This window comes from Glycomyces rhizosphaerae, assembly GCF_042647865.1.
Lineage (GTDB): Bacteria > Actinomycetota > Actinomycetes > Mycobacteriales > Micromonosporaceae > Glycomyces > Glycomyces rhizosphaerae.
The window spans coordinates 227,960-243,356 of record NZ_JBHRWO010000004.1; the positions used below are offsets into that span (position 1 = coordinate 227,960).

At 69.5% G+C, this 15,397-nt stretch carries 14 protein-coding genes and 1 tRNA gene; 10 read left to right on the forward strand and 5 right to left on the reverse strand.

Annotated elements, in window-relative coordinates; all coding sequences use genetic code 11:
• Positions 1-17 precede the first annotated feature (17 nt).
• The 8 genes from thiD (at position 18) to ACFO8M_RS01900 (ending at position 7,935) form a co-directional block, all read left to right on the forward strand.
• Positions 18-890 (forward strand): bifunctional hydroxymethylpyrimidine kinase/phosphomethylpyrimidine kinase, encoded by an 873-nt coding sequence (thiD, locus tag ACFO8M_RS01865; RefSeq protein ID WP_387969719.1) that lies wholly within the window; start codon positions 18-20, stop codon positions 888-890.
• 244 nt (positions 891-1,134) lie between these two features.
• A complete protein-coding gene (gene thiC / locus ACFO8M_RS01870) occupies positions 1,135-2,727 on the forward strand; it encodes a phosphomethylpyrimidine synthase ThiC (RefSeq protein WP_387969721.1) in 1,593 nt (530 codons plus the stop codon).
• 218 nt (positions 2,728-2,945) lie between these two features.
• Positions 2,946-3,389 (forward strand): 50S ribosomal protein L13, encoded by a 444-nt coding sequence (gene rplM, locus ACFO8M_RS01875; RefSeq protein ID WP_208495357.1) that lies wholly within the window; start codon positions 2,946-2,948, stop codon positions 3,387-3,389.
• A gap of 26 nt (positions 3,390-3,415) precedes the next feature.
• Positions 3,416-3,988 (forward strand): 30S ribosomal protein S9, encoded by a 573-nt coding sequence (gene rpsI / locus ACFO8M_RS01880; protein ID WP_387969725.1) that lies wholly within the window; start codon positions 3,416-3,418, stop codon positions 3,986-3,988.
• Between the two features lie 146 nt (positions 3,989-4,134).
• Positions 4,135-5,475, forward strand: a complete 1,341-nt coding sequence (glmM, locus tag ACFO8M_RS01885; protein ID WP_387969728.1) for a phosphoglucosamine mutase — start codon at positions 4,135-4,137, stop codon at positions 5,473-5,475.
• Between the two features lie 81 nt (positions 5,476-5,556).
• A complete protein-coding gene (locus tag ACFO8M_RS01890; RefSeq protein WP_387969731.1) occupies positions 5,557-6,444 on the forward strand; it encodes a LemA family protein in 888 nt (295 codons plus the stop codon).
• A 48-nt stretch (positions 6,445-6,492) separates the two neighbouring features.
• On the forward strand, positions 6,493-7,179 hold the full coding sequence (locus ACFO8M_RS01895; RefSeq protein ID WP_387969734.1) for a hypothetical protein: 687 nt from the start codon (positions 6,493-6,495) through the stop codon (positions 7,177-7,179).
• Between the two features lie 72 nt (positions 7,180-7,251).
• The gene (locus ACFO8M_RS01900) at positions 7,252-7,935 is read left to right on the forward strand and encodes a hypothetical protein (RefSeq protein WP_387969736.1); all 684 of its coding nucleotides are present in this window, start codon (positions 7,252-7,254) and stop codon (positions 7,933-7,935) included.
• A gap of 70 nt (positions 7,936-8,005) precedes the next feature.
• Here ACFO8M_RS01900 and ACFO8M_RS01905 read toward each other — a convergent pair whose 3' ends face one another.
• Positions 8,006-9,169 (reverse strand): hypothetical protein, encoded by a 1,164-nt coding sequence (locus ACFO8M_RS01905; protein WP_387969738.1) that lies wholly within the window; start codon positions 9,167-9,169, stop codon positions 8,006-8,008.
• A 104-nt stretch (positions 9,170-9,273) separates the two neighbouring features.
• Here ACFO8M_RS01905 and ACFO8M_RS01910 point away from each other — a divergent pair.
• Positions 9,274-9,345, forward strand: a tRNA-Gln gene (locus tag ACFO8M_RS01910).
• 170 nt (positions 9,346-9,515) lie between these two features.
• On the opposite strand, the gene ACFO8M_RS01915 is transcribed toward ACFO8M_RS01910, so the two are convergent.
• The 4 genes from ACFO8M_RS01915 to ACFO8M_RS01930 are packed head-to-tail and all read right to left on the reverse strand — an operon-like array spanning position 9,516 to position 13,744.
• Positions 9,516-10,604 carry an ROK family protein gene (locus tag ACFO8M_RS01915; protein ID WP_387969741.1) on the reverse strand — a complete coding sequence of 363 codons (1,089 nt, stop codon included), beginning with the start codon at positions 10,602-10,604 and terminating at the stop codon, positions 9,516-9,518.
• Positions 10,605-10,607: 3 nt separating this feature from the next.
• Entirely contained in the window at positions 10,608-11,870 is a 1,263-nt protein-coding gene (locus ACFO8M_RS01920; protein WP_387969744.1) for a sugar ABC transporter permease, read from the reverse strand.
• The gene (locus ACFO8M_RS01925) at positions 11,867-12,634 is read right to left on the reverse strand and encodes an ATP-binding cassette domain-containing protein (RefSeq protein ID WP_387969747.1); all 768 of its coding nucleotides are present in this window, start codon (positions 12,632-12,634) and stop codon (positions 11,867-11,869) included. The genes ACFO8M_RS01920 and ACFO8M_RS01925 overlap by 4 nt, the downstream gene beginning before the upstream one ends.
• A 9-nt stretch (positions 12,635-12,643) precedes the next feature.
• Complete coding sequence (locus tag ACFO8M_RS01930) at positions 12,644-13,744, reverse strand: sugar ABC transporter substrate-binding protein (protein ID WP_387969749.1); 1,101 nt, start codon at positions 13,742-13,744, stop codon at positions 12,644-12,646.
• A gap of 167 nt (positions 13,745-13,911) precedes the next feature.
• On the opposite strand from ACFO8M_RS01930, the gene glmU reads away from it, so the two are divergent.
• Entirely contained in the window at positions 13,912-15,351 is a 1,440-nt protein-coding gene (glmU, locus tag ACFO8M_RS01935; protein ID WP_387969752.1) for a bifunctional UDP-N-acetylglucosamine diphosphorylase/glucosamine-1-phosphate N-acetyltransferase GlmU, read from the forward strand.
• Positions 15,352-15,397 lie beyond the last annotated feature (46 nt).

Sequence of the window (15,397 nt, forward strand, 5' to 3'; positions counted from 1 at the left end):
GCTTGCGGGACGTAGATTTGCACAGCCCGCCCGTCGCCCTCACCATCGCCGGATCCGACTCCGGCGGCGGCGCCGGCATCCAAGCCGACCTCCACACCTTCGCCGCGCACCACGTGTACGGCACCAGCGTCATCACCGCGATCACCGCCCAGAACACGCGCGGCGTGACCGCCGCCGAGTCGATCGGCGCCGATCTCGTTCGGGCCCAACTCGACGCCGTCCTCGGCGACTTCGCGGTCGCGGCAGTCAAGACCGGGATGCTCGGCGGCGCCGAGCTGCTCGCGCTCGTCGCCCGATACGGCGAGGCCGACCGGCTCCCGAACCTCGTCGTCGACCCGGTCATGGTCACGACGACCGGCGACCCGCTGTTCGCGGGCGACCCGGCCGCCTACCTCGCGCGCCTCGGCCCGCTCGCGACCGTCTTGACGCCCAACCTGATCGAAACCCGACAGCTGCTCGGCCGCGAGATCACCACCGTCGATGACATGCGGGAGGCCGCCCGCGCGCTGGCCACTTACGGGCCGCGAGCCGTGCTGGTCAAAGGCGGTCACCTCGAGGGCGAATCCGCCGGAGAGCCACACGAGGGCGGAGCGGTCGACGCCGGGGGAGTGCCGGGCGGTTCGGACTCGGCGATCGACGTACTGTGGTGCGACGGCCAGATGCTCGACCTCGCGGCGCCACGGGTCGCGACCCGCAACGACCACGGGACCGGCTGCACGCTCGCGTCGGCGATCGCGGCCCGGCTCGCGCTCGAACACCCGCTGCCGCAGGCGGTCGCGGGGGCGAAGGCGTACGTCACCGAAGCGCTGAAGGCGGCGGCAGAGTGGCGGCTCGGCCTCGGCCGAGGCCCGGTCCACCACCAGCACGGCCGCAAGAGCAACGCGCTGTGAGGAGCGGTGCCGAGAGTTCGCGGGCACGCCGAGGCGAAAGGCTGAATCGCGGCGCCCCCGATTCAAGAGTGCCTGCGGGGTACGACATTTCGGCTTCGCCCGCTTTTCGGGCACGCCGGAAGCGAAGAGGTGCCTATCCGCAGCGCCCCTGGCAACGACCCTGACAGCAGGGTCCGACATTTTCCGCGCCGCTTCTGTTCGGGGCGAGCGTGATTCGAATCATCGAACGTTACGAGGAGACACCATGAACGCCAGAACCAAGGTCTACGTCGAAGGGCCCCGGAGCGACATCCAGGTCCCGTTCACCCAGGTCGAGCTGAGCGGCGGGGAGCCGCCCGTCCGGCTGTACGACACCTCCGGGCCCGGCTCCGACCCCGAGGTCGGGCTCCCGAAGCTCCGTGAGGCCTGGATCGCCGAGCGGGCCGCCGCCGCGGCCAGCAAGATCGAGCACAACGGCACCGAGATCGACTGCCCGACCCAGCTGCACTACGCCAAGCAGGGCATCGTCACGCCCGAGATGACGTTCGTGGCCCTCCGCGAAGGCCTCGAAGCCGAGTTCGTGCGCGCCGAGATCGCCGCCGGCCGCGCCATCCTCCCCGCGAACGTCAACCACCCCGAGACCGAGCCGATGATCATCGGCAAGAACTTCCTCACCAAGATCAACGCCAACATCGGCACCTCCGCCGTCTCCGACTCCGTCGCCGCCGAAGTCGAGAAGCTCACGTGGGCCACCAAGTGGGGCGCCGACACCGTCATGGACCTCTCCACCGGCAAGCACATCCACGAGACCCGCGAGCACATCATGCGGAACTCCCCGGTCCCGATCGGCACCGTCCCGCTCTACCAGGCCCTCGAGAAGGTCAACGGCGACCCGGTGAAGCTCAACTGGGAGGTCTACCGCGAGACCATCATCGAGCAGGCCGAGCAGGGCGTCGACTACATGACCGTCCACGCCGGGGTCCTCCTGCGCTACGTCCCCCTCGCGGCCCGCCGCGTCACCGGGATCGTCTCCCGCGGCGGCTCGATCATGGCCGCCTGGTGCCTCGCCCACCACGAGGAGAACTTCCTCTACACGAACTACCGCGAGCTCTGCGAGATCTTCGCGAAGTACGACATCGCCTTCTCCCTCGGCGACGGCCTGCGCCCCGGCTCCATCGCCGACGCCAACGACGACGCCCAGTTCGCCGAACTCCGCACCCTCGGCGAACTCACCCACATCGCCTGGGAGTACGACGTCCAGGTCATGTGCGAAGGGCCCGGCCACGTGCCGATGCACAAGATCAAGGAGAACGTCGACCTCCAGCAGGAGCTCTGCGGCGAGGCCCCGTTCTACACGCTCGGCCCGCTCACCACCGACGTCGCCCCCGCCTACGACCACATCACCTCCGCGATCGGCGCGGCCATGATCGGCTGGTTCGGCACCGCGATGCTCTGCTACGTGACGCCGAAGGAGCACCTGGGCCTGCCCAACCGCGAGGACGTCAAGGAGGGCGTGATCGCCTACAAGATCGCCGCCCACGCCGCCGACCTCGCCAAAGGCCACCCCGGCGCGCAGGCCTGGGACGACGCGCTCTCCAAGGCCCGCTTCGAGTTCCGCTGGCAGGACCAGTTCAACCTCTCGCTCGACCCCGACCGGGCCCGCGAGTACCACGACGAGACCCTCCCCGCCGAGCCCGCCAAGACCGCCCACTTCTGCTCCATGTGCGGCCCGAAGTTCTGCAGCATGAAGATCAGCCAGGAACTGAAGGCGTACGCCGAGCAGGGCATGGCCGAGAAGAGCGAGGAGTTCGCCGCCTCCGGAGGCAAGGTCTACCTCCCGGTAGTGGACGCCAAGTAGCTGTAGCCGAGGTCACGGCGGCCGCCGTCAAGGGGGCCGCCACCACCGCGTAGAATAGGCAGCTGTTGTTCGAGTGCCTCCTGAGCGGGGCGCTGTCCAACGAATCCCACACCGGCCGCCTGGCGGCTGGTGCGCCATCTCAGGCCGAGGGGATTCAGGCGGTCCCGCCCTCATCTGCGGGATTCGTTCCACACCGACAACGAAAGCTAGGTAAACCTGTGCGCACGTACAGCCCTAAGCCGGGTGACATTGACCCGCAGTGGCTCGTGATCGACGCGACCGACGTGGTGTTGGGCCGGCTCGCGACGCACGCTGCCGATCTGCTCCGAGGCAAGCACAAGCCGACCTTCGCGCCGAACGCGGACACCGGTGACTACGTCATCATCGTGAACGCCGAGAAGGTCGTGCTGACCCGGAACAAGCTCCAGACCAAGAAGGCCTACCGCCACTCCGGCTTCCCGGGCGGTCTCAAGGAGAAGTCGTACGCCGACTTCATGGAGAAGGCCCCCCACAAGGTCGTCGAGAAGGCCGTCTTCGGCATGCTGCCGAAGAACAAGCTCGGTCGCGCCGTGTCCAAGAAGCTGAAGGTCTACGCGGGTCCTGGCCACCCGCACACCGCCCAGCAGCCGAAGCCGTACGAGATCAAGAAGATCGCGCAGTAGGCGCGGGCGGAAGAGGAGCAACCACCATGAGTGACGAAATCCAGGCCACCGAGGCCACCGAAGCCGCCGAGGTCGTCGAGACCGAAGCCCCTGAGGCCATTGAAGCCCCCGAGGCCATCGAGGCCCCCGTCGAGGTTCCCGAGGTTCCCGTCGAGGTCCCCGCTGACGTCGCCGCCGCGCCGTCCGTGCCGAGCATCCCCGTGGTGCCGTCCGACCGCGCGATCCAGACCGTGGGCCGGCGCAAGCGCGCCATCGCCCGCGTCCGCCTGGTCGCCGGCACCGGCAAGTACGTCGTCAACGGCAAGACCCTTGAGGACTACTTCCCGAGCAAGGTCCACCAGCAGACCGTCGCGGAGCCCTTCGTGACCGTCGAGGCCGGCGACAACTTCGACGTCCTCGTCAACATCAAGGGCGGCGGCGCCACCGGTCAGGCCGGCGCGCTCCGTCTGGGCATCGCCCGCGCGCTGCTCGAGGTCGACCCGAACATGCGCCCGGCCCTCAAGGCCGCCGGCTTCCTGACCCGCGACGCCCGCGAGAAGGAAAGCAAGAAGTACGGCCTCAAGAAGGCCCGCAAGGCGCCGCAGTACTCGAAGCGCTAGCACGCCTTCCCCGGCCACTGCGAAGCTTGCGAGCCGTAAGCTCGCACAGTCGGGGGACACGCTAGTCTGCAGAAGCGACGGGGCTGCCGAGGAGGACATCCTCGGCAGCCCCCGTTTTTTATGCCACAACGATGGGAAGCCACACCGTGTCACGACTGTTCGGCACCGACGGCGTACGGGGGCGGGCGAACGCCGACCTCACGCCCGACCTGGCGCTTCGTCTCAACATCGCCGCCGCGCGCGTGCTCGGGGCGTCGGACCGGCGCACCGTAGCCGTCATCGGCCGCGACCCGCGCGCCTCCGGGGAGATGCTCGCCGCGGCCAGCGCCGCCGGTCTCGCCGCCGCCGGCGTCAAGGTCATCGACCTGGGCATTCTTCCCACGCCCGCGGTCGCGCACCTGACGGCCCTGACCGGCGCCGACTTCGGCGTCATGGTCTCCGCCTCGCACAACCCCATGCCGGACAACGGCATCAAGTTCTTCGCGGCCGGCGGCCGCAAGCTTCCCGACGACGTCGAGGACACCATCGAGGCGGCCATGCAGGACCCGCTGCCGCTCCCGCAGGGCGACGGCGTCGGGCGCATCGCCCGCTCCGTCGATCCGGTCGAGGCCTACATCGAGCACCTGGTCGCGGTGTGCCCGAACCCGCTCGACGGCATCAAGGTCGTGCTCGACCCCGCCAACGGCGCGGCCACCGGCGCGGCCCCTGAGGCGCTGCGTCGGGCCGGAGCCGAGGTCATCACGATCAACGCGGACCCGGACGGCCTCAACATCAACGAGAACTGCGGGTCCACCCACATGGGCGGGCTGCGCGCGGCCGTCATCGAGCACGGCGCGCACGCCGGGATCGCGCTCGACGGCGACGCCGACCGCTGCCTCGCGGTCGACGCCGACGGCAACGACGTCGACGGCGACGCGATCATGGCGATCCTCGCGCTCGGGATGCGGGACGCGGGTCAGCTTCGCGGCGACACGCTCGTCACCACCGTCATGAGCAACCTCGGCCTGCACCAGGCCATGGGCGCGGCGGGGATCAAGCTGGAGGTCACCGGTGTCGGCGACCGCTACGTGCTCGAACGCATCGGTGAGGGCGGCTACTCGCTCGGCGGGGAGCAGTCGGGGCACATCATCATCTCCGACCACGCGACCACCGGCGACGGGACGCTGACGGCGATCATGCTGCTCGCGCGCATGGCGGCCACCGGGCGGACGCTCGCCGACCTCGCTTCGGTGTTCACGCCCGCGCCGCAGGTGCTCATCAACGTGCGCGTGGCCGACAAGTCCGTGATCGACCACCCCGACGTGCGCGGTGCGGTCGCCCAGTGGCAGGCCAAGCTCGGCTCTGACGGCCGGGTCCTGTTGCGCCCTTCGGGGACCGAACCGCTTGTCCGCGTGATGGTCGAGGCTTCCGAGGAACTGGTCGCGCAGTCGGTCGCGGCCGAGCTCGTGGCAGTGGTCGAGGGCGTGGCTGAGGGCGCTTTGTCCTAGATCTGACATTCGTCTCCATACGCGGGAGGGCACCTTGACGGGTGCCCTCCCGCTGGCATAGATGCACTAAGCTCACGCCCTATGGACAACCCAATCGTCTGGATCCTGATCCTCCTGTTGCTGATCGGCCTGATCCTGGTCTTCGCCGCTTTGGGCGGGCGAAACAAGCTGGTGCGCATGCGCAACATCACCCAGGAGTCTTGGGCGCAGATCGATGTCGAGCTGCAGCGTCGGTACGACCTGCTGGACAACCTGATGTACGTCGTGCAGCAGGCGGCCGGCTCGGAGAACGCCACGCTCCGCCAGGTCGCCGAGGCCCGCGCGATGGCCATGCAGACCCGCCAGGACCCGAACGCCGGCCACGGCCAGCAGGGTGCGGCCGAAGGCCAGCTCGGGAACGCCATCCGCGGCGTCATCCACATGCAGGAGTCGTACCCGGCCCTGCAGACCAACCAGAACTTCCTGCAGCTCCAGACGGAGATCACGGAGACTGAGAACCGCATCGCCGCCCCGCGTCGCTTCTACAACGCGAACGTGCGCGAGTACAACACGGCGCTGCAGGTCTTCCCCGGTTCGATCTCCGCGAAGATGGGCGGTTTCAAGCCCGAGGAGTACTTCGAGCTGGACAACCCGCAGGCCCGCACGGCTCCGAAGATGCGCGACATGGGGCAGCCCGCCTACATGCAGCAGCCTCCGGCCCAGCAGCAGCAGCAGCAGTTGCCGCCCCAGCCCGCTCCCGGCCAGATGCCCTACGGCCAGCCGCAGCAGCAGGTCGGCTACCAGCAGCAGCCTCCGCAGCAGCCCGGTTACGGCCAGCAGGCCCCCCAGCCCGGCTACGGGCAGCAGCCGCAGCAGCCCGGTTACGGTGCCCCGCAACCCGGTTACGGCCAGCAGCCCCAGCCCGGCTACCCGCAGCAGCCCCAGCAGCCGCAGCAGCCCGGATACGGCCAGCAGCCCTACGGCCGGTAGCAGCCGCTCGATCCCCCGACATTCCGCCCGTAAGAAGGAACCACCCCAGTGAACGAGACCCTGCTCGCGTCGAGCAGCAGCGGCGACATGCCTTGGTGGGCTTACGTCCTCTGCTTCATCGTCGTCGGCGCCGGCGCCTACTTCGCCTGGCGCGCTCGGCAGAAGAAGATCGCGATGTACCGGGCCTGGGCGGCCCAGTACGGCTTCCACTACGAGCCCAGTGACAACTCGGTCGTCGGACTCTCGAGTGAGGACCCGTTCAACAACGGCCACTCCCGCAAGGGCATCGACGTCTTCCGCGGCCAGTACAAGGGCACGCACATCGTGTTCTTCCAGTACCAGTACTCGACCGGCAGCGGCAAGGAACGGAAGACGTACAACCACCAGGTGGTGGCGATCGGCCTGCCGACCGCGCGGCCGCTGCTGGACATCAGCCAGGAGAACTTCCTGACCAAGCGGTTCGCGAAGGACATCGACTTCGAGAACCAGGCGTTCAACGACTTCTTCAGGATCAAGTCGCCGAACCGCCGCTTCGCGTACGACGTCATCCACGCCCGCACGATGGAGTGGATGCTGCAGGACCAGCGGGCCCGCTCGTACCCGTGGCGGTTCGAGGGCCCGTGGCTCATGACCCACCGGTCCGGGGGGCTCAAGCTCGAAGAGGTCTTCTTCTACGCGGACTTCCTCATCGACGTGCAGGCGCAGGTGCCCAGACACGTCTGGTCGAACAACTGACAACCCGCCGGGCCGCGTCGAACGACGCGGCCCGGCGGCGTTCAACCCCTCGGAACCACAGGAGGAGACACAGTGGACGTCTTCGCGGGCACGTTCGTCGGACTCTTGTTCTCGGTGCTCTGCCTCGGCGTCCCGGGCGTGGCCATCGGGTTGGCCGTCTACTATTCGCGGCGGGCGCGGCAGCGGCACATCGCCCAGATGGCGGCCTGGGCGGCGTACCACGGTTTCCAGTACTGGCCCGAAGAGCCGTCGGCCCTGGCGATCTCGCGGCAGGTGCCGTTCACGTACGGCAGCGGCCACCAGGCGCTCGACGTCCTGCGCGGCACCTTCCGCGACGTGCACCTGCACTGCTTCCAGCTCCGGTACCAGGTCAGCAGCGGCGAAAGCACGAGCACGCACGACTACCAGGTGGTCGCGATCAGCCTCCCCGCGATGCGGCCGCTCCTCGACATCGCGCACGAGAACTCGATGAGCCGCCGGTTCGACAAGGACATCCAGTTCGAGAACCGGGCGTTCAACGACAAGTTCAAGATCGCGTCGCCGAGCCCGCGGTTCGCGTACGACGTGATCCACGCCCGCACGATGGAGTGGATGCTCGCCGACGCCCGCGCGCACACGATCCGCTGGCGATTCGAGGGGGCATGGCTGCTGACCTTCCGGCGGGGGAAGCTCAATCCCCACGAGGTCTTCTACTACGCGGACTTCCTGCACCAAGTGCTCGCCCAGGTGCCCAAGCACGTGTGGTCCGATCAATAGCCAGGACGCATTCGCACCTGTGGTCGGCCTGAACACGTGCGGCGCGGCAGCCGCTCCGACCGCCGTTCGCTTACAGCCCTTCGATACCGGAGAGATCGATCTCGTTCCACGTCGGCGTCGACCAGACTTCGGGTTCGCACTCGCCGAGGTCGGTGCGGAGCGCGCCGTCGGGAAGATCGACGACCCGGCACGTGAAGTCGGCGTCGACCACCAGCGCCGAGGCGCTGCCCATGCCGTCAAGGGCCTCCAAGGGACGCACGCTGTAGAAGTCGCCCTCGCTCACCTGCGTCCAGGACTCGTTGTTGAGGCGCCACAAGCCCATCGGGGCGACTTCGGCGCACCCGTCGTACAGCTCGGCGAACACCGCGTACAAGTTGCCGCCGTTGAAGAACAGGTCCCAGGTGGCGACGCCGCCGCCGTGGCTCGCCGCCGGCAGCGCCGGCGTCTCGGTGGCGGTGAGGGCCGTGGTGTCGACGGTGGCGATGCTGTCGCTGACAGGGCAGCCGTCGGGGCTGTCGCCCTCGTACTCGACGGCCAGTTGCGTGCCGTCGGCGCTGAGCGCGGTCCGCTGCGTCCACAGGCCCAGCCCGGTGGGCAGGTCGCCGGTCGCGGCGGTCGTGCCGGTGGCCGGGTCGATCAGCCACAGGTCCACGGCGTCGGCGCGGGTCTCGGGACCCTCGTCGCCGACGAGGATCTTGCCGTCGACGCCGCCCCACACCCGGCCGCCGTGGGCCTCCGGGTCGGCGATCGTGACCGGTTCGGTCGTCGCCGACGTGTCGGCGGGGAGATGCTGGATCTCGTTGTCGTGGAACGAATAGAGCTGATCAGGATCGTCGGCGAGGTAGACGCCTTGGCAGCTGGTCCCGCATTCGTGGATGAGCGCGCCGTCGCTCTCGGGCCCGGTCCACTCCCAGAAGTCTTCGCCGGTGTTGACGGTCATGAGCGAGCCGTCGCGCGACCACAGGACCTTCTGGCCCGGTGTGGCGGAGGTGTCCTCGAGCGGGTGGGCCTGCCCGTCGGCGACGGCGATCACGGTGGTGTCCGGCTCGACGATGACGGCCCGGCTCGGCGGGGCGTCGACCGGCTCGGAGGAGGTCGGCTCGGCGGCGGTCGCTTCTGGGGCGGGCGTCGCGGAATCGGCGGCCTCGCGGCCGCCGCAGGCGGTCGCGAGGAGGAGGGCCGAGACGCCGACGACGGTTGCGGCCCAGCGACATTTGGTGCGAGTGTGCGGCATGCGGACACTCTAGGGGCCGGAGGCAAGCGCCGGAGGGCGACGGAGGCATCGGCCTCGACTGCTAGAATGGCTGCGCGCGGGCCGCCGACAGGTGTTGCCCGCGATGGCCCGTGGTGTAATCGGCAACACTACTGATTTTGGTTCAGTCATTTCAGGTTCGAGTCCTGGCGGGCCAGCCGGATTTACCCCTGCATCGCCATGCCCCGGCAAGTACAAAGTGGGGCATCGGCGATCAAATCGGGCGCTTTGTCAATTGACGGCTCGCAAGCTTCGCCGAGACCGGGACCCCCATTTCAGTGGTTCCCGCTGAGGCCGACAGCCATTGGTTCGAACAAGTCGCGAGCCCTCAACGCATCTGGTCGATGACCGCCGCGAATCCCGTCTCGGCCGCGCCCATGAGCGCGCCCTCGTCGCCCAGCACCGGCGTCCGCAGGCGCAGCTTCGACCGCAGGTGCGGCAGGGTCGTCTCCGCCAGCGCCGATCGGACGGGGGCCGCCGTCGACAGGTACAGCTCCCGCAGCCAACCGCCGAAGAGGATCTCGTCCGGGCCCGTCGCGGTCACGACCGCGCCCAGCGCCCGGCCGAGGTCCTGGCCCGAGCGTCGCAGCCGATCGCGTGCCGCCCCGTCGCCCATGCTGGCGGCGGCCGTGGCGTTCTCGATGTCCTCGGCGTACGCGAAGGCCTCCATCTCGGCCTCCAGACAACCCCGGAGCCCGCACTCGCATTCGCGGCCGCCGGGTTCGACCACGATGTGCCCCAACTGGATCGAGCCGCCGCGCTGCGCGCGGCCCTCGATCACGAGTCCGGCCGTCAGTCCCCGGCCGCCGTGCAGGTACAGGAGCTTCCGCGCTTCGTGGGCGTCGCCGCGCGACCATTCGCCGACCGCCGCGGCGGTCGCGGTGTCGACCACCTCCCACTCGCGGCCGGTCGCCGCCTCCAGGTCGGCGGCGACGTCGCGGTCGATCCAGCCCAGTTCCGTCGAATGCGCGACGGTGCCCTCGTCGACCAGCCCCGGCATCGCCGCGACGGCCCGCACCGCGCCGGCCGCGGTGCCGCCGGTGATCACCGCGACCGCCGCCATCGGGTCGGCGCCCTCCTCCAAAGCCGTCTCGGCCCGCTCCAAGACCTCGCCGCCGAGGCCCACGAGCGCGAACCGCAGCCGGTCGGCGCGGATCTCGACGGCCGCCACGGTGATGGACTTCGCGACACACTCCACCAGGGTCGAGGGCCGGCCCGCCGATCCGGTCGGCCGGCCCGTCGTCTCCTGGAGATGCCCCGATTCGGCCAGTTCGGTCGCGAGAGCGCCGATCGTGGACCGGTTGAGCCCCAAGGCCTCGGTGAGTTCGGCGCGCGTCTGGGGACCGTGCCGGTGCAGCTGTTCGAGCAGTGCGGCACGGTTGCGCCGACGCAGCTCCTCCGTGCCGGTCCGGGCCACCGGTCAGTGCCTGCCGAAGAGCTTGCCCCGGCCCCGGGACATGGCGTCGACGCCGGCCGCGAGCAGCAGCACCGCGCCGGTCACGCCGAACCGCACTCCGGCGCTCAGCCCCATCAGGCCCATGCCGTTGTTGATGATCGCCACCACCGCTCCTCCCAGCAGGGCCGCCCGCACCGTGCCCTTGCCACCGAAGAGGCTAGCACCGCCGATGACCGCCGCCCCCACAGAAAGCAGCAGCACATTGGACCCTCCCGTGTTCGGGTCCACCGAGGCCGCGCGCGAAGCGGCGACGATGCCGCCGATCGCGGCCATGCCCGAGCAGATGACGAACGCCGCGATGCGCACCCGGTCGACGTTCACGCCCGCGCGCACCGCCGCCTCCCGGTTCCCGCCCACCGCATACAGGTGGCGCCCGAACCTGGTGCGGTGCAACACGAACGTCCACACCGCGAACAGCGCCCCGAGGATCACGACCACCATCGGCACTCCGGTGAGCGAGATGATCTGCGGATTGGCCGAACGCTCCAGGTTGAGCAGGAACACCGTCGCCGTCAGCAACGCCCCCAGCGCCGCCACCCGCGCCACGACCACCGCGAACGGCTCGTGCACGAGCGAGCGGGCGACGCGCCGCCGCCACCGGTTCAACTGCAGCCCGGCGTAAGCGGCCACGGTCAGGACCAGCAGCGTCCAGCCCTGCCAGCGCTCCAGGTTCCCGCCCGCCACGGCCTTCACGGTGTCGTTGTGGATGGTGATGTTGCTGCCCTCTTCGAGGAGCATGAGCACGATCCCCTGAAAGGCCAGGAACGCCGCGAGCGTCACCACGAACGACGGGATGCCGAGCTTCACCACGAGCGTCCCCAGCAGCAGCCCGATCACCACACCGGTGGCGATGGCCGCGCCGATCGCGAGCGGCCACGGCATCCCCCAATCGGTGAGGATCACCGCCATGATCGCCGCGCACACGCCCGAAGCGAACCCCGCCGAAAGGTCGATCTCGCCGATGACCAGCACGAACACGAGCCCCATGGCGATGCACGCGACGGCCGCGCCCTGCCCGAACAGGTTCGCGAGGTTCCCCACGGAGAGGAACACCGGCTGCGAGATCCCGAAGAACACGCACAAGGCGATGATCCCGGCGACGGCCGGCAGCGCCCCGACCTCACCGGACCTGACCTCGGACCAGTAACCCCTGAGGTGCTCGGCGACGGCACGCACCGCCCCCGGCTCGGTCCCGGCCTCGGGCCGGCTCTGCACTTCTGTGGTCATGGCCGGGCTCCATTCGTGTCCGCGCCGAGCCCGAGTGACCCGGACCGGCCGCTGGTGATGAGTTCGACCACCTGCGACTGGGTGGCGTCGGCGGCGTCGAGCACGGCCGCCATGCGCCCCAAGTACAGGGCGGCGATCCGGTCGGCCACGGCGAAGACGTCGTTCAGGTTGTGGGAGATGTAGAGGACGGCCAGGCCCTGGTCGGCCAGGCGCCGGATGAGTTCGAGCACCTGGCGGGTCTGGGCGACGCCGAGCGCGGCGGTCGGCTCGTCGAGGATCACCAGGCGCGAGTTCCACAGCACCGCTTTGGCGATGGCCACGGTCTGGCGCTGGCCGCCGGAGAGGCTGGCGACGGGTTGGCGCAGGTTGCGGATGGTGCGGACGGCGAGCGAGGAGAGGGTCTCGGCGGCTAGGTGCTCCATGGCGTCGTCGTCGAGGACGAGGCCGCGCACCTTCTCGCGCCCGAGGAACAGGTTCTCGACGACGTCGAGGTTGTCGCACAGGGCGAGGTCCTGGTAGACCACCTCGATGCCGAGGGCCGCGGCGTCGCGCGGCCCGGAGATGGAGCGGGTCTCGCCGTCGACGGTGATGGCGCCCCCGTCGATGCCGTGGATCCCGGCCACGCATTTGACCAGTGTGGACTTTCCGGCGCCGTTGTCGCCGACCAGGGCGCAGACCTCTCCGGCGTCGATCGAGAGATCGACGTCGGAGAGGACCTCGACCGGTCCGAAGCGCTTCGAGAGTCCGGTGAGTTCGAGCAGCACGTGCGGCCCCTAACCGATCCCGTGCTCGGTGCAGAGCGCGGCGTAGTCGCCGGCGCAGAGCTCGGCGGGGTCGGCGAAGCCGTCGTCGACGACGACCTGGATGTTCTCGATGGTGATGGCGACCGGGTCGAGCAGCACGGAGGGCACCTCGGCCTCGGAGACCGGGTCGACGACGCTGGCGTCGGTTTCGGGCTTCTCGCCGTTCGCCAGGGCCACGGCCAGATCGGCGGCGGCGTTCGCCTCCTCCTCGATGGCCTTGTACACGGTCATGCACTGGTCGCCGGTGAGGATGTTCTGCAGGCCCTGGACGGTGGCGTCCTGGCCGGTGACCGGGACCGTGCCGTTGAGGTTGTTGCGCTCCAGGACGGTGATCACGGCGTGGGCGAGGCCGTCGTTGGCGGCGAGCACGCCGTCGACCTGCGTGCCGGTGTCGGTGAGCATCTGCTCGAAGAGCGTGCCGCCCTGGGCGTTGTCCCAGTCGGGCACCCATTCGTCGGGGCCCTTGGTGAAGGTGCCGGCGTCGTAGAGCGGCTGGAGGACGGAGTCGTAGCCGTTCTTGAACAGGGTGGCGTTGTTGTCGGTGGGGGAGCCGTTGAGTTCGGCCACAAGGGGGTTCGCGACGCCTTCGAGGCAGGAGACGAGCCCTTCGCCCTGGAGGACGCCGACCTGCTCGTTGTCGAAGCTCACGTAGTAGTCCGCGCCGCCGTCTTCGGTGAGGCGGTCGTAGTCGATGGTGGCGACGCCCTGCGACTTCGCCTTCTCGATCACGGTCTTGCCGGTGCCCGAGTCGAGGTTGACGGTGATGAGGACGTCGGCGCCCTTGGTGAGCATCTGGTCGGCGATGGTCTGGAAGTCCTCGCGGCTGCCTTGGGCGTTCTGGATGTCGTAGTCGATCCCGGCCGCCTCGAAGGCCGCTTCGAGGTACTTGCGGTCGGCGGTCTCCCAGCGGTCGGACGAGGCCGAGTCGGGGAGGATGACGCCGATGAGGGGGGCCTCATCGCCGCCGCCGCTGCCGTCGCCGGAACCGCAGGCGGTGAGGGTGAGTGCGAGGGCCGCGCCGGCGGCGGCGGCCATGACGAATCGTGGGCGTGAGCTGCTGAGAAGGTGCATGAGAGGTACCTCCGAGATTTGTTGTTGTCTGCAACATATGATGAGTGACGCAGGTCGCACAAGTATCAGGGCGATGGAGAACGTGTTCCATTCGTAACGATTCGGTGACGACGCTCTCCTGTGGCCCGGCCAGTTCACCCCTCGGCCACCGACTACCATGGCCCATCATGAGCAGTGAGCGTTCGGCGATCATCCTCGCCGCCGGCCTTGGCACCCGCATGAAGTCCGCGAAGCCCAAGGTCCTCCACGAACTCCTGGGCCGCACCCTGCTGGGGCACGTCCTCCGCAGCACCAAGGCCTTCCAGCCCGACCACCGCATCGTGGTCGTCGGCGCCGCGGCCGACCAGGTGACCGCCTTCCTCGACAAGGCCGCCCCTGACGCCGAGACGGTCCTCCAGACCGAGCAGCTCGGCACCGGCCACGCCGTGCGCACCGCGCTCGACGCCTACCCCGACCTGGAAGGCACCGTCGTCGTCCTCTGCGGCGACGCCCCCCTCATGCGCCGCAGCACCCTGACCGAACTGGTCGAGGTCCACGAGAAGGCCGGCCACGCCGTCACCGTCCTCACCGCCGAAGTCGACGACCCGACCGGGTTCGGGCGCATCGTGCGCGACGGCGCCGGCAACGTGCTCCGCAACGTCGAGCACCGCGACGCCGACCTCGACGAGCTCGCCATCCGAGAGATCAACTCCGGCACCTACGCCTTCGACGCCGCGGCGCTGCGCGAGCAGCTCGCCAAGCTCAACAGCGCCAACGACCAGGGCGAGCTCTACCTCACCGACGTCCTCGAGCTGGCCCGCGAGGCCGGGCACCCGATCGGGGCCGTCGTCGTCGACGACCCGACCGAGGTCCTCGCCTGCAACGACCGCGCCCAGCTCGCCGGGCTGCGCCGGATCCTCCAGGGCCGCATCAACACCAAGCTCATGCAGTCCGGGGTGACCCTCGACGACCCCGAGACCACCTGGATCGACGCCACCGCCAAGGTCGCCCCTGACGTGCTCATCCACCCCGGCGTCCAGCTCAAGGGCGCCACCGCCGTCGACTCCGGCGCCGAGATCGGCCCCGACACGACGCTCACCGACACCATCGTCGGCGCCGACGCCGTCGTCGTCCGGTCGCACGCCGACCAGGCCATGATCGGCGAAGGCGCCCACGTCGGCCCCTTCGCGCACCTGCGCCCGGCCTCGAAGCTCGCCGGGCAGTCCAAGATCGGCGCGTTCGTGGAGACCAAGAACGCCGACATCGGACCCGGTGCCAAGGCCGCGCACCTCTCCTACCTCGGCGACGTCACCGTCGGCGCCAAGGCCAACATCGGCTGCGGCGTCATCCTCGTGAACTACGACGGCGTGCACAAGCACCAGAGCGAGATCGGCGAGGGCGCGTTCATCGGCTGCGACTCGGTGCTCGTCTCGCCCGTCAACATCGGCGACGGCGCCTACGTCGCAGCCGGCTCGACCATCGTGAAGGACGTCGCCCCCGGCGACCTCGGCGTCGCCCGCGCCCGCCAGACCTCCATCGAGGGCTGGGTCGCCCGCAAGCGCCCCGGCACCGTCTCGGACAAAGCAGCAAAGCGTGCGAAGGGTGAGGCGGGAGTGTCGGAAGCGTGACGGGACACTAAACCCCCCGGTCCCCTCGCGCTTCGACGAGCGGCAA